Raw genomic sequence first — 14,340 nt, 5'->3', positions numbered from 1 at the left:
ATCCCCAGACCTTTCGGGTCGAGCTGTGCCGGAGTCAGGTTACGGGAGGTGACGCTGCAACGCTGCAAGTAACCGAGGAGCGAGATCCTTACGACAGACCACGAGGTCCGGAAGCTTCGGATTGGCCTGGTTGTATTTCAACTCACTGCCGTCGATACGGGAAGCATGCAGTCCAGTGGCCGACGCCACAGCCACCGGCGCGGCGCTGTCCCACTCGTATTGCCCGCCCGCGTGTACGTACGCGTCGGCGTCCCCGCTGATCACCGCGGCGATCTTCACTCCGGCCGACCCCATGGGCACCAGCTCCGCGCCGATGTCCTCGGCCAGCGCGGTGACGAACGCGGGCGGCCTGGTCCGGCTGGCCGCGATCCGGATCGCCCCGCCGGTCGCCGCCGACAGCGGCATCGGCGGGTACGCGGGCGGCGCGTCCGTGGCCACCGTCCGGTGCTGGGCCGGCATCGCCACCGCGCCCGCGGCCAGCCGGAACGGGCTGGAGCTGTCGGCGGTCCAGAGGGCGACGTGCACCGCCCAGTCCGTACGGCCCTGCTCGGAGAACTCCCGGGTGCCGTCCAGCGGGTCGACGATCCACACCCGCGAGGCGCCCAGCCGTTCCGGGCGCAGCGTGGCGGGCTCGCCCTCCTGCCACGCGACGCGGGCGTGGTCGTCCTCCTCCGACAGCACCGCGTCCGCGGGGCGCCAGCGGGCCAGCTCCGTACGCAGCAGCTCGTGGGCGGCCCGGTCACCGGCCGATTTGAGGGCCTGCGGGTCCGCGTACCCCATCTCCTCGCGGACGGCGAGCAGCGCCTGGCCGGCGCGATCGGCCAGCCAGCGCGCGAAGGCCGCGTCGATGACCGGCGGCGTGCCGCCGTCGCCGCCGTCGCGCGGCCCCGCGATGCGGGACTGGTCCGTCCGCGCCGACGTCGAAGTCCGATCGCCCACGTCCTCGCTCCTCCATCCCACCGCCCCACCCGCCGCCGTCGGGCGGACAGAAGGCCCCATCAATACGCTCCGGATGACCGCAGCACCGCGGTCATGGTCCGCAAAAGGATCACCAGATCCAAACTCAGGGACCAGTTCTCCACATAGCGAAGGTCCAGCCTGACCGCCTCCTCCCAGGGCAGGTCCGAACGCCCGGAAACCTGCCAGAGGCCGGTCATGCCCGGTTTGACGGCGAGTCGACGCCGGACGTCATCAGCGTAGGCGGCCACCTCCAACGGCAGCGGCGGCCGCGGGCCGACCAATGACATCTGCCCCGCCAGGACGTTCAGCAACTGCGGCAGCTCGTCCAGCGACAGCCGGCGCAGCCACCACCCGACCCTGGTCACCCGGGGATCGTCGCGGATTTTGAAGAGCACACCGTCGTGCTCGTTGAGGTGTTTGAGGTCGGCCAGCCGGGCCTCGGCGTCCACGTACATGCTGCGGAACTTGAAGATGCGGAACAGGCGCCCGTCGCGCCCGACCCGGACCTGCCGAAAGAGTACCGGCCCGCGCGAGGTCAACCGGACAGCCAGTGCGACGGCCAACAGCAGCGGGCCGAACAGCACCAGCAGCAGCACCGCGCCGAAACGGTCCACCAGGTCCTTGACCACGCGGGCGCCGCCGTGCAGCCGCGGGTGTTCCACGTGCAGCATCGGCAGCCCGTCGAACGGCCGGATCGTCGTGCGCGCCCCCGCCACGTCGATCAGCGAACTCGCCACGATGAGGTCGACGTCGTCGCGTTCCAGGCGCCAGGCCAGCCGGCGCAGCGCCGCGCCGTCCAGCTCGGGACAGCTCAGCACCACGACGGTGTCGGCGTCCGCGGCGTCCACGGCGTTGGCGACGTCGTCGAACGAGCCGTACACCGGCAGGTCAACCGCGCCGTCGTGATCCGGCGGCAGGCAGGCACCCACCACCTCCAGCCCGTGGTACCGCTCCCGGCGCAGCTGGCGGGTCAGCCCGATGACGGACATCTCGTGCCCCACCACCAGCACCCGGCGCAGTCCCTCGCCGCGCCGCCGGGCGAGGTGCAGCCGTTTGCGCAGCACGAACCGCAGCACCACCACCCCGGCGATCACGGCGGGCAGCGCGGCCAGCACGTACGAGCGGGCCAAATCCAGATCGAGGGCGTACGAGACCATGGCGGCGCCCGCGATCAGGCCCACCCCGCCACGCAGCACCCGCTGGTACTCGTCGGTGCCGACGAACAGGTAGCGCCGCTCGTACGCCCGGCTCACCGCCAGCACCACCAGCAGCAGCACCGGCAGCAGCGCCGACAGCAGCAGATACCCCCGGTTGTACGCGGTCACCTGGTACCCGAAGCGCAGCGCGAACGTCGCCGCCCCGGCCACCACGCCCGCCAGCAGGTCACCGGCGATCAGCGCCCAGACGTAGCGGCGTTCCCAGCGCTGGCGCCGCGACATCGCCGCGTGCTTGCCGCGTACCCGGACGAACGGCCGGTTCGCGGGCCGCACCACCACTGACCGGTTGGGCGCGGCCGACCAGTGCCGGGGGATCGCCTGGTTGCGCGCCCGATCGGCCGCGCTGGTGACGCCGCCACCCGCCAGCGGCGCCGCGTTCTGCTCGATGCGCGCCGCCCGTGCACCCGGCGGCCCCGGCTCGGGCCGGGCGGGCGCCAGGTCGTCCACCGGCCGGGCCGGTCCCGCGGGGGTCGGCTGCGACGGGCCGTAGTTGGTCTTGCCGCCGCGCTGCAGCGGCCGGTGCGCGCGCGGCCCGTGGTTGGCGGGCGGATGGTTGGCCGGGCCGTGCGACTCCGGTTCGCCCACCGCACCCGGTCCCGGGGTCACCGGCCCACCCGTGGACGGCTGACGGCCGGGCCGTGGGCCCGGAGCCTCCGGCTGCTGCCGGGCGTCCAGCCGATGCCGGGCGCGACCCGGCCCGGAGTCCGGCGGCTGCTGGTTGCCGGTGGCCGCCACGTACACCCGGCCCGTCGCCTCCGGGCGATCCCGATCCGGAAAGGGCCGCGCCGCGGCCTCCGGATGAAACCGGCCCTTCACATACGGGTCCAGCACGGGCCGAGGGGACCCCTCGCGGGTCTCACGCCCGTAGATCGCCCTGCCCTGACGGGCCGCCCCAGTCTCCTCGGTCAGGTCCTGCGTCACCGACCCTCCCCGTCCCCCGCCCCGTCCCGCGCACCTCTGTGCGCTGCGGCTATATGTGACCAACGCCCGGGTGGAGCGTCGGGTCACGGGGCAGAGAGAGGGACAAAACGGTCTAAAAGTTCTGGCCGTTCGGGTCCCGCGATGTCACCCGCCGTGATATTTGTTCTGCGCCCACTCGACCCCCTCGAGCACGACCGCCTCCACGACGTCCGCGGCGCGGTCCACGAGGAAATCGAGCTCCTTGCGCTCGGACGAGGAGAAGTCCGACAGCACGTAGTCCGCCGGGTCCTGCCGCCCCGGCGGCCGCCCGATGCCGAACCGCACCCGGGCGTACTCCTTGGCGCCCAGCGACTTCGACATGGAGCGCAGCCCGTTGTGGCCGCCCTCGCCGCCGCCGCGCTTCGCCCGTACCTGGCCGAACGGCACGTCCAGCTCGTCGTGCACCGCGACCACGTGCGCCAGCGGCACCTTGTAGAACTGCGCCAGCGCGGACACCGGGGCACCGGACAGATTCATGTACGTCAGCGGCTTCACCAGCACCAGCCGCGGACCGCCCAGACCGAGGCGCCCCTCGGCCGCCTCGGCGTGCGCCCGCCGGTGCCGGCCGAACTTCGCACCCACCCGCGAGGCCAGCAGGTCGGCCGCCATGAAGCCCACGTTGTGCCGGTTACCGGCGTACTCGCGGCCCGGATTGCCCAATCCGACCACCAGCCAGGGCGCGTCGTCGCTGCTCATCGTGTCGTCTCCGGATATGCGTCAGGGAAAGTGCCGATGGCACTTTCCCTGACGTGGTCGTTACGGGACTCGCTCCGCGGCCGCGGTCACTCCGCGGCGGCCTCGCCACCCTCAGCGGCCTCGGCGGCGGCCTCGCCGGTCTCGCCCTCCAGCTGCTCGGCCGTCTGGGCGGCCGTCACCACGGCGATCACGAAGTCGGGGTCCACGGCCAGGTCCACGCCCTTGGGCAGCGTCACGTCGGCCGCGGTGATCTGCGAGCCCGCCTCCAGGCCGTCGAGGGCCACCTCGAAGCCGGTCGGGAGGTGCATCGCCTCGGCGACCACGGCCAGCGTGTTGCTCTCGTGCACCACGAGAGTGTTGCGGGCGGCCTCGCCGGTCAGCGTCACCGGGACGTCGACCTGGACCTTCTCGCCACGCTTCACGATGATCAGGTCGACGTGCTCGAACGTGTCCTTGATCGGGTCGCGCTGGATCGCCTTCGGCAGCGCCAGCGTCGTGCCGGTGCCGCCCACGATGTCGATCGTGAAGACCTGGTTGAGGCCACCGTGCCTGATCGCGGCCGCGAACTCACGCGCCGGCAGAGCGATGTGCTGGGGCTTCTCGCCGTGCCCGTACAGCACGGCGGGCACCTTCCCGGCCCGGCGCGTGCGGCGGGCACCACCCTTGCCGAACTCGGTGCGGGGCTCGGCGCTGATCTTTACCTCGGACACAGGGAAACTCCTGAAACTCTAAGCTCGGCTGCATGAGTCGGCGGGCTGCGGGCGGTCGGCGGTGGAGCGGGCCATCGTCGGGCGCTGCCGGGCGAGGGGGCGCGCCAGGGCACACGCCCGGAGCACCGCGTCGATCACGGTGCCTCCAAGCCGACTGCGAACGTCAGCAGCCCGCGGGGCACCCTCGCCGTGGCAACCGTGCCAGCTTACCTTCCGCGATCGGGCACAACCCACCGGGTCCGTTCTCTGCGAAAACTTCACCCGGCCGATGCAAGTTGCATGACCCCGAGCCCGCTGCCAACGCCGGGCTCGACCCCGACGTTCCAGCTCAAGTGATCACAACACACGCGGGCCCCGGCGCGCCGCGATTCGCCGGAACCTGGATTCGCCGGACCCGGATTCGCCCGCTACCCAGCCTTCGCCGGACCTCGATTCGCCGGAACCCGGCCTTCGCCGGTGCTGGAATCGCGGGAACCTAGCTGAGGCCGCCGAACAGGGTGGTCACCGAGCCGTCGTCGAAGACCTCGCGGATCGCCCTGGCCAGCAGCGGCGCGATCGACAGCACAGTGATCTTGTCCAGGCGCTTCTCGGGCGGCAGCGGCAACGTGTTCGTCACCACCAGCTCGGTGATCCGGCTGTTCTTCAGCCGCTCGGTCGCCGGGTCCGACAGCAGCGCGTGCGTCGCCGCCACGATCACGTCCGCGGCACCCGAGTCGAACAGGATGTCCGCGGCCTTCGCGATCGTGCCACCCGTGTCGATCATGTCGTCGACGACCAGGCACACCCGGCCCTCGACCTCGCCGACCACCCGGTTCGCCACCACCTGGTTCGGCTTGAGCGGATCACGGGTCTTGTGGATGAACGCCAGCGGGCAACCGCCCAGCCGGTCCGTCCAGCGCTCCGCCACCCGCACCCGGCCCGAGTCCGGGGCCACCACGGTCATCGGGCGGCCCGCGTACTTGCGCTGCACGTGCTCGGCCAGGGTGTCCATCGCGAACAGGTGATCCACCGGTCCGTCGAAGAAACCCTGGATCTGCGCGGTGTGCAGGTCCACCGTCAGGATCCGGTTCGCGCCGGCCGTCTTCAGCAGGTCGGCCACCAGCCGCGCCGAGATCGGCTCACGGCCGCGGTGCTTCTTGTCCTGCCGCGCGTACGGATAGAACGGCAGCACGACCGTGATGCGCTTCGCAGAGCCCCGCTTCAGCGCGTCGATCATGATCAGGGTCTCCATGACCCAGCGGTTCACGCCCTCGGTCATCGACTGCACGACGAACGCGTCCGAACCCCGCACCGACTCCTTGAACCGGACGAAGATCTCCCCATTCGCGAACTCGTACGAGTCCGACGGGGTCGGCGCGATCCCCAGCACCTGCCCGATCTCCTCGGCCAGTTCCGGGAAGCCCCGCCCGGAGAAAAGCATCAGACTCTTGCGGTTCTCCGCGACGATGCTGCCCATCGGCTCGTCCGCTCCCGTGGTGGTCGAGGGGTGTGTCCCGTGCAGTATCCCCCGCGACAAGTTTCGCGCCACACGCCGAGTCTGCGAGGTGGGATGGCTCACGGCGGGGCGACCCGGAAGATCACTCCCCGGCGTCGCCCGACTCCCGTTCGGCCCGCTCCGCCGCCTGCGCCGACGCCGTGCCCGACCGGCGGCGCTCCGTCCAGCCCTCCACGTTGCGCTGCGGCGCGCGCGTCACACCCAGGTTGCCCGGCGGCACATCCTTGGCGATCGCGCTGCCCGCGGCCACGTACGCGCCGGGGCCAATCTCGACCGGGGCGATCAGCACCGTGTCGCTGCCCACGAACGCCGCCTCACCCACCGTCGTACGGTGCTTCTTGACCCCGTCGTAGTTCGCGAAGATCGTGCCCGCGCCGATGTTCGCCTTCGGGCCGATCGCCGCGTCACCCACGTACGACAGGTGCGGCACCTTCGCGCCGTCGCCCAGCTCGGCGTTCTTCGTCTCGACGAAGCCGCCCACCTTGGCCTTGCGACCCAGCCTGGTCCCCGGCCGCAGATACGAGTACGGACCGACGGTCGCCTCCGGGCCCACCTGCGCGCCGACGCAGTGCGCCCGCAGCACGGTCGCCCCCTCGGCCACCGCCGTGTCCACCAGCGTCACGTCCGGGCCCACCACCGCGTGGGCAGCGACCCGCGTCTCACCCAGCAGCTGCGTGTTCTGGTCGATCACCGCGTCCGGCTGCACGGTGGCGGTCACGTCGATCCACGTCGTCGCCGGGTCCATGATCGTCACGCCGGAACGCATCCACGCCGTGTTCACCCTGTCCCGCAGCAGCGCCCGCAGCTTGGCCAGCTCCGCCCTGTCGTTGCAGCCCAACGTCTCCTGCGCGTCCGCGGCGACGTACACCCCGACCGGGTGGTCCACCGCGGCCATCAGGCCGAAGACGTCCGTCAGGTACTCCTCGCCCTGGTCGTTGTCGGTCGACAACTTGCCCAGGGCCTCGCGCAACAGCGCCGCGTCGAAGGCGTAGATGCCCGCGTTGATCTCCCGGATCGCGCGCTGCTCGGCGGTGGCGTCGCGCTCCTCGACGATGCGCTCCAGGTTGCCCTTGGCGTCGCGGACCACCCGGCCCAGCCCGGTCGGGTCCGCCACCTCGGCGGCCAGCACGGTCGCCCCGGCCTTGGACTCCTCGTGCGCCTCGATCAGCGCCGCCACGGTCGCGGGGCGCAGCAGCGGGACGTCCGCGTTGAGCACCACCACGGTGCCGGCCGCCTCGGGCACCGCGTCCAGGGCGATGCGCACGGCGTGGCCGGTGCCGTTCTGCTCCGCCTGCAGGACCGGGGTGGCGTCGGGGGCGATCTCGGTGAGGTGCGCGCGGACCACGTCGGCCTGGTGGCCGACAACGACGATCGTGCGGTCGGCCTCGGCGGCCTCGGCGGCGACCAGGACGTGGCCGAGCAGCGTCCGGCCCAGCAACCGGTGCAGCATCTTGGGGGTCGCGGACTTCATCCGCTTCCCCTCACCGGCGGCAAGGACGACAACGGTACGGCTCTCGGCACGGCTCACGCGGGACTCCATTGTTTACGGGCAACGGTGAAGATCGCGGCATCGATTGCGCGATGGGGGACTCCGCAAATCTACGTTGCCTTACCACAGGGCACGCTCGGCCGCCAGGACTCGAACCCGGAACTTTCGGACCAAAACCGAAGGTGATGCCCATTTCACCACGGCCGACTGGTTCGAACCCCGGACTGCTCCGGCGCTCGATTGCCAGAACCTACTATCTCAGGTCCGTCAACGCCGCCATTACTCCCTCCACCGTCCAGTAGAGCTCCGCTGATCGAGGAACGGAAACGGCCAGGCACCCGTGGTAATCCCCACCGACGTTCAGCCGTCTCGTGGCAGGCAGGTGGCGCTTGATCGTCGGTCGCTGGAATCTTGATCGCGGCAGCCCCAACTCGCTGCACCACCAATCGGCGGCCTCCTCGGCGTCGGCCGTCTCGTGGATATGCACCCGGTAATCGACCTCGTGCCGGTCACGCCCACAGACCGCCAGGAAGCGCAGGAACAACGCGATGAGGCCCGGGTCGCTGTTGATAAAGGTCAGCCGGTCCAATCGGCGCCATGGCTTGGATTTGGCTCCCTCACACCAGTAGATCGCCGCACCGACGAGAAGTGCGTCCCGCTCGCTCTGCGTGCCGACGGTGGCGGCGGCGCCGGCATGCACCGTCGCCCGCCGCTGATCGCGTTCCGCCCGCTTCGCCTCCCACCGCCCGGCAGCCATGACCGCAGCGTGCTCCTGCTTGCGGCGGGCACGTTCGCTGTCCGGATCCAGCGGCAGGTGCCGGACCCAGGCATAGGCGGTCGATTTCGCCACGCCCAGCTCGACCGCCAGGTCGTTGACCGACCAACCGTCACGGCGAAGGACCACGGCCCGCTCTCGAAGGTGATCCTTGGCGTTCGGGCGGCGGGTCCACTCCGGTGGCTCGATTCCTCGGAGCCAGTCCGTGAGGGTCGAGCTACCGACACCGAAGTGCTTCATGAGTTCGGACAGGGACAGACCGGGATCAACCCGGAGTCGGCGCGCCTCCGCGCGACGCGAATCAGTCATGGTCGGTACGTTAGAACGCGGGTACGACAGAAACTCACGCCCGTGGATGCGCAGCGAAGAACGTCCACAGTGTCGGGGTCGCCCGCAGCGCCGTCGACGGCGCGTCCAGCCCGAGCAGCCGCTGCGCGATCGGCGCGGGCCGCGATCCCGGCCACTGGTGCCCCGCCCCCGCCACCGTGATCAGATCGACCGCGCGCCCGTCGGCGCACGCGGCCGTGGACGTGGTGACCGCGCCGGACGTCTTGACGACCGGCGCCGCGCACTGGTCGACCTTCCGCCACTGGCCGATCAGGTCCGGCACGGCCGGGCCGTCGATCTTGGCGGGCAGGCGGCTGCCCGCACCGCCGTTGTCGCGCCTGCCGGGTCCGCCGCCGTACGGGACGGTGGGGTCGGCGGTGCCGTGGATGTGCATGATCGACAGTGGATGCGGATCGGGACAGTCGTTGATCATCGTGCCGGCGACCGGGCCGATGGCCGCGAAGATGTCCGTCTCGCAGGCCAGCCGGTACGACAACAGCGCGCCGTTGGAGATGCCGGTGGCGTAGACGCGCCGCTGGTCGACGAGGCCGCCGAAGGATCCGGCGAGCTTGGTGATGAAGCCGACGTCGTCGACGTTGTCGCGGGCGGCCACGCCGCAGCAGTCGGGGTCGGCGTTCCAGGTGCGGCGGATGCCGTCCGGGTAGGCGACGAGGAACTTCCCGGTGTCGGCCTCGGTGTCCCAGCCGTACGACTCTTCGGCCTGCTGGCCGGTGCCGGCGGCGCCGTGCAGCACGATGACCAGCGGCGCGGGCGTGGGCAGCCCGGCGGGTCGGTACACCCGGTAGGTCCGCTGCTGGTCGCCGACGGTCATGCTGGCCGACGACTGCCCGACGGGCGGGGTGGAGACGGAGGGCGCGGGGGCGGGCGGGCGGCCGCGGTCGGCGCGGTGCCCGGTGCAGCCACCGACGGCGAGCAGGCCGACAGCTATCAGGGCGAGGACTCGGGTTCTCACCGTCGCATCGTCTCCTGTGGATGTTCGAGGCAGGTAAGAAGTGAGCAAGGGCTGGGCGAAACCTCGCCCAGCCCTTGCCCGGCCGTCAGTGGCTGGTCATTCTGATGAGTTCCCAGCCGCCCTCGGGTTTGCCGTCGAGGCGCTTGGTACGCAGGTTCATCGGGTTGGCCATGCCGATGTACAGGCCACCGGTGCCGTCCGGGATCATGTTGCGGATCCCGTAGTTGAGGTAGTTCCCCAGGCCGCGCTTGTTGACAGCGACCGCGGGCGAGTTGCTGTCGGGGAACATGTACAGGTCGCCGCCGAACTGGCTCGGCTTGATCAGCGGCTTGGCCCACGAGTCAGGGTCGGCCATGGCCTGCCGGGCGAACTTGTTGACCGGTGCGGTCGGCGCGGCGCCCTGCAACAGGTCCTTGACCAGGTAGCTCCAGTCCATGGTGCCGACGAACAGCTTGTTGTCCACCACGGTCATCCGCCACGTGTAGTTGTTGAACAGGTAGCCGAAGCCGGACTTGCCGTACAGCGGGGTGAAGTTGGTGGACTTCTGCGACCAGGTGCTGGTGGCGGGGTCCCAGGCGGGCAGCGTCTTCTCGCCGTACACGAGTTCGATCTTCTGGGTGGGCAGGCCGAGGTCCTTGCCGCGCCAGATGCTGACCGCGCGCTGGGTGTTGACGTCCTGCGTCTTGGCCGCCTCCTTGTCCGCGGGCGGGTAGACGTTCGCGTGCACCATGCTGGACTTCATGGGTACGTGCATGGTGCCCCAGTAGACGTAGCCGTCGAACGCGGCGATGCCGCCGCCGCCGTAGGTGGCCGACACGACCCGGTCGGGCTCGTACTGGCGGGCGTTCCAGACCTGCTTCCAGCCCGTGGCGTCCTCGGGGTTGAGGCCGGGCTGCCCGTCGGCGAGCTTCGGGCTGATCCACAGTCCGGCCAGCATGAGCTGGCTGGTGGGCTGCTCGGCGGGCCAGCTGGTGGCGGCGATCCGGCCGTCGTACACGGTGAGGTCGGCGGCCTGCACAGGCAGCGACGCGACAGTGGTGAACGCGAACGGGTTGCTCTTGTCGCCGGACCAGCGCAGCACGGCGCCGCCCGCGGAACCGTTACGCCCGATGCCGACGCCCAGGTAGAGCGCGTCGTCGGCGACCAGGAACGTGCGGATGTTGCCGTAGTTCGCGAACGTGAACGAGCCCAGGTACTGCTGGGTGGTCGCGTCGAACGCGAACATGTTGAGGGTGTCGCCGAGCGCGGGGCCACCGAGCAGGACGACGTCGCCCATATTGCCCGCGGCGCGCAGGCCGATGGTGTGGCTCAGGCGCAGTGCGTCGTCGGGCGACTTGGCGCGGATCTCCGCCGACTTGTTCACCGATTTCTTCGTGGTGGTGTCGTACGTCCACACCTCGGGGGCGCGCATGTCGCCGAGGTAGTCGGGGATCGCGTCGTCGGCCTTTCCAGACTGGCTCTCGCCGTACTCGCAGGTCCAGTTGTCGTTGGCGGTCGGCTTGACGTAGTTGAGTGTGGCGCCGCTGACCAGGCAGTGCACGTTGGCGCCGGTGCCGAACCAGACGGTCTTGCCGACCTGGGTGAGGCCCCAGACGTACGCCTGGTTGACCTTGGGTTGGCCGGTCTTGCACGGCGGCCCGGCGGGGTACGGCTGGCCGACACCGTTGAAGCACTCGTCGGGCTTGGCCTTGGCCAGCAGGTCGAACCGGTAGCCGTTCTTGCCGTGGGCGGGCAGCCGCAGCTGGCCGTCGATGGCGCGGCGCACCAGGTCGGCGATGGTACTGATGAAGGGAATCTTGATGTCGCGGGCCGGGTGGGCGGCGGCGGGGGTGGCCGGCCAGCCCGCGGCGAGCACGAGGACGGTGCCCACCGCCGCCACCCGGCGCAGGGTGGCGGTCGGAGCTATTTTCATGAACATCTTCCCTTTCCGCGGAGCGCAACGAGCGCCCACCGCAGTGGCGGCAGGCGCTGACGGTTCGGGCCCCGCGTGAGTCGGGGCCGGGGTGGACGGGCGGCGTCGTGGGTCGCCGCCCGCCCACGTCTACGGGGTTACGGGCAGGATCTGTCGAGCCTGATCAGCTCCCAGCCGCCCTCGGGTACGTCGTCGGTGGGGTCGGTGCGCAGGTTCATCGGGTCGGCCATGCCCAGGTACAGCCCGTTGCCGTTCGGGATCATGTTGCGGATGCCGTAGTTCAGGTAGTTACCCATGCCCTTGATATTTATCGGGGTCGCGGGCTCCGATGTGGACGGGAACATCCACAAGTCGCCACCATACGCATCGGGGTCAATGCCTGAGGTGACCGCCGCGCGGTCGCGGGTGGAGAATCCGGATGGCTGGTTCATGATGTCGTTGGCGATGTAGCTCCAGTCCATGGTGCCGACGTAGAGCCGGTCGCCGGCCACGGCCATCCGCCACGTGTAGTTGTTGAACGGGTAGCCGAAGCCGGTCTTTCCGTACTTCGGTGTCCAGCCGGTGGGCACGTTCTTCCAGGTCGCCGTGGCCGGGTCGTAGGCGGGTAGCGCGGACTCGCCGTACAGAAGCTCGATCTGCTGGGTGGGCAGGCCCAGGTCCTTGCCGCGCCAGACGCTGATGCCGCGCTGTGTGTATTTCACCTGCGCGGCCTTCGCGTCGTCGGTGGTCTGCGGGTAGACGGCCTGGTGCACCTTGGTGGCCTTGAGCGGCACGTGCATGGTGCCCCAGTAGAGCCAGCCGCCGAACGAGGCGATCCCGCCGCCGCCGTAGGTGGCCGCGACGACCTTGTCAGTCTCGTATTGGCGGGCGTGCCAGACCTGCTTCCAGCCTGTCGCGTCCTCCGGGTTGAGGCCGGGCTCGCCGTCGGCCAGCGGCGGGCTGAGCCAGACCCCGGCGAGCTGCGCGGGGCTGGTGGGCTGGTCGGCGGGCCAGGTGGTGGTCGCGATCCGGCCGTCGTGGTAGGTCAGGTCGGCGGCCTGCGCCGGCAGTGTGCCGACAGTTTCCAGCGCGAACGGGTTGTGGACGCTGCCGGTCCAGCGCAGCACACCGCCGCCGGACGAACCGTTGTTGCCGACCCCGACGCCGAGATACAGCGCGCCCTCGGCGACGAGGAACGTACGGATGTTGCCGTATTGGGGCAGGTTGACAGAGCCGAGGAACCGCCGGGTGCGGGCGTCGAACGCGAACAGGTTCAGCGAGTCACCCAGCGCCGGGCCGCCGAGCAGGACGACGTTGTTCAGGTTCCCAGCGGCGCGCAGGCCGATCGTGGTGCGCAGGCGGTCCGCGTCGTCGGGGCTCTTGGCGCGGATCTCGGCGCTCTTGTCGGTCAGCCGTTTGGTCAGCGTGTCGTACAGCCACACCTGTGGCGGTCGCTGGTCGCCGATCGGGGCGGGGAAGGTGGGGTCGTTGCGGACGGTCTGGCTCTGGCCGTACTCGCAGACGTAGTCGGGGTTGACCACCGGCACGGCGACGTCGAGGGTGGCGCCGCTGACCAGGCAGTGCACGTTGGCGCCGGTGCCGAACCAGACGCTCTGGCCGACCCGGGTGAGGCCCCACACGTACGCCTGGTTGACCTTTGCCTGGCCCTCGGCGCACGGCGGGCCGGGGGGATACGGCTGGCCGATGCCGTTGAAGCATTCGTCGGGCTTGGCCTTGGCCAGCAGATGAAAGGTGTACGGGTCGGGGTCGGCGGCGCGGGCCGGGGCGGCCGCGGCGCCGGTGGTCAATAACAGCGCCGCCAGCATCGTGCTGAACCGGCGCAGGGTTCCGATCACGGGGATGGTCCCTTCACGAAAGGACGGGGTGGTCCCGCTCAGCCGAGCGCCACAGCCGGTTCCGGTCTGCGCACTCGGTGGGCCACCGAGGCGGCCCATCCGGCGGGGTCGGCGAACTGCAGGAACTCGCCGAGGTCGGTGAGCCGTGCGACCGGATCCGCGACGAGGTCCTCGTACGCGATCCGGTGCAGGTGCGCGGGCGGCCGGTCGGCCAGGATCTGCTCGGCCTGGCTGCTCATGAACGCGCACAGGGCCATGAAGCGCTTGACGTCGTTGCCGCGCTCGCTGAGCAGCTCGGCGGTGAGCCGGTCCGGCAGGTACGGGGCCAGCTCGTCCGGCACCGGCGTGCCGGGTGGCACGGTCAGGGGGTCCACGCCGTACCGGCCGACGGCCTCGACGCGCAGCTGCACCAGCTGGAACACCGAGTGGCGGCTCATCGAACGGGCGGTGGCGGCCCAGTCGCGGGTCAGGTACACGATCCGGGCGGAGGGGTGGTTCTCCAGCAGCGACGGCGCCACCTGGCTGGAGCCGCCGGAGCGTTCCACCCAGCGCTTCTTACCGGTCAGTTCGGCCAGCAGGTCGAGGAACGCCTGGTGGTGTGCGCCGATCCGCTGCGCCGGGAACTGCCGGACCCGCTCGCCCAGCCGGTCGAACAGCGTGTCCGGGTCGTCGGTGAGCTTGGCCAGCGTGATCGCCATGATGCGGGGCAGCTTCAGCAGGTCACCGGCGAATCGGCCGGTCGCCGGGTACCGCACCTCCTTGGGCGGCACCCCGATCCGGAACAGCAGCGACAGCTCCTCCTTGGGCCCGCTCAGCACGTCCCAGTACGCGGGCCCGGTGAGGATCTCGCTGCTGCGCTGCCACATCGCCACGGACATGAAGAACTCCTGGACGGAGCACGTCTCGGGTTCGGAGACGATGAGATCCGACAGCATGGTCGAGCCGCAGCGGCCGTTGCTGATGATGATGGCGCGGTCCATCGACGCGGGGT

Annotated in this window: 11 protein-coding genes and 1 tRNA gene; all 12 read right to left on the bottom strand. The window is 70.6% G+C overall.

The annotated features are described in order from the left end of the window. Window positions 1-39: 39 nt before the first annotated feature. The 12 genes from ACMCNN_RS02535 to ACMCNN_RS02480 all read right to left on the bottom strand — a co-directional run bounded on the left by ACMCNN_RS02535 (window position 40) and on the right by ACMCNN_RS02480 (window position 14,329). On the bottom strand, window positions 40-894 hold the full coding sequence (locus ACMCNN_RS02535) for a 3'(2'),5'-bisphosphate nucleotidase CysQ (RefSeq protein WP_412747028.1): 855 nt from the start codon (window positions 892-894) through the stop codon (window positions 40-42). A gap of 104 nt (window positions 895-998) precedes the next feature. Then, window positions 999-2,399, bottom strand: a complete 1,401-nt coding sequence (locus ACMCNN_RS02530) for a sugar transferase (protein ID WP_412747027.1) — start codon at window positions 2,397-2,399, stop codon at window positions 999-1,001. An 843-nt stretch (window positions 2,400-3,242) separates the two neighbouring features. After that, window positions 3,243-3,833 carry an aminoacyl-tRNA hydrolase gene (gene pth, locus ACMCNN_RS02525; protein WP_412744555.1) on the bottom strand — a complete coding sequence of 197 codons (591 nt, stop codon included), beginning with the start codon at window positions 3,831-3,833 and terminating at the stop codon, window positions 3,243-3,245. 86 nt (window positions 3,834-3,919) lie between these two features. Next, complete coding sequence (locus ACMCNN_RS02520) at window positions 3,920-4,543, bottom strand: 50S ribosomal protein L25/general stress protein Ctc (protein ID WP_412744554.1); 624 nt, start codon at window positions 4,541-4,543, stop codon at window positions 3,920-3,922. Between the two features lie 475 nt (window positions 4,544-5,018). After that, the gene (locus ACMCNN_RS02515; RefSeq protein ID WP_412744553.1) at window positions 5,019-5,999 is read right to left on the bottom strand and encodes a ribose-phosphate diphosphokinase; all 981 of its coding nucleotides are present in this window, start codon (window positions 5,997-5,999) and stop codon (window positions 5,019-5,021) included. A 121-nt stretch (window positions 6,000-6,120) separates the two neighbouring features. Continuing rightward, window positions 6,121-7,578 (bottom strand): bifunctional UDP-N-acetylglucosamine diphosphorylase/glucosamine-1-phosphate N-acetyltransferase GlmU, encoded by a 1,458-nt coding sequence (gene glmU, locus ACMCNN_RS02510; protein WP_412744552.1) that lies wholly within the window; start codon window positions 7,576-7,578, stop codon window positions 6,121-6,123. Window positions 7,579-7,662: 84 nt separating this feature from the next. After that, window positions 7,663-7,734: transfer RNA gene (locus ACMCNN_RS02505), tRNA-Gln, on the bottom strand. A gap of 46 nt (window positions 7,735-7,780) precedes the next feature. Then, window positions 7,781-8,611 carry a helix-turn-helix domain-containing protein gene (locus ACMCNN_RS02500; RefSeq protein ID WP_412744551.1) on the bottom strand — a complete coding sequence of 277 codons (831 nt, stop codon included), beginning with the start codon at window positions 8,609-8,611 and terminating at the stop codon, window positions 7,781-7,783. Between the two features lie 34 nt (window positions 8,612-8,645). Further along, window positions 8,646-9,602, bottom strand: coding sequence for an alpha/beta hydrolase family esterase (locus ACMCNN_RS02495; protein WP_412744550.1), 957 nt, complete (start codon window positions 9,600-9,602; stop codon window positions 8,646-8,648). Window positions 9,603-9,687: 85 nt separating this feature from the next. Further along, window positions 9,688-11,514 carry a hypothetical protein gene (locus ACMCNN_RS02490; protein ID WP_412744549.1) on the bottom strand — a complete coding sequence of 609 codons (1,827 nt, stop codon included), beginning with the start codon at window positions 11,512-11,514 and terminating at the stop codon, window positions 9,688-9,690. 137 nt (window positions 11,515-11,651) lie between these two features. Beyond that, complete coding sequence (locus ACMCNN_RS02485) at window positions 11,652-13,349, bottom strand: hypothetical protein (protein WP_412744548.1); 1,698 nt, start codon at window positions 13,347-13,349, stop codon at window positions 11,652-11,654. 38 nt (window positions 13,350-13,387) lie between these two features. Beyond that, window positions 13,388-14,329: a hypothetical protein gene (locus tag ACMCNN_RS02480; protein WP_412744547.1), complete on the bottom strand. Its 942-nt coding sequence runs from the start codon at window positions 14,327-14,329 to the stop codon at window positions 13,388-13,390. Window positions 14,330-14,340: the final 11 nt, after the last annotated feature.

It is taken from the genome of Krasilnikovia sp. MM14-A1004 (assembly GCF_047159485.1).
In the GTDB taxonomy this organism is placed as follows: Bacteria; Actinomycetota; Actinomycetes; order Mycobacteriales; family Micromonosporaceae; genus Actinoplanes.
This window is presented reverse-complemented; position numbering and strand designations above follow the sequence as displayed.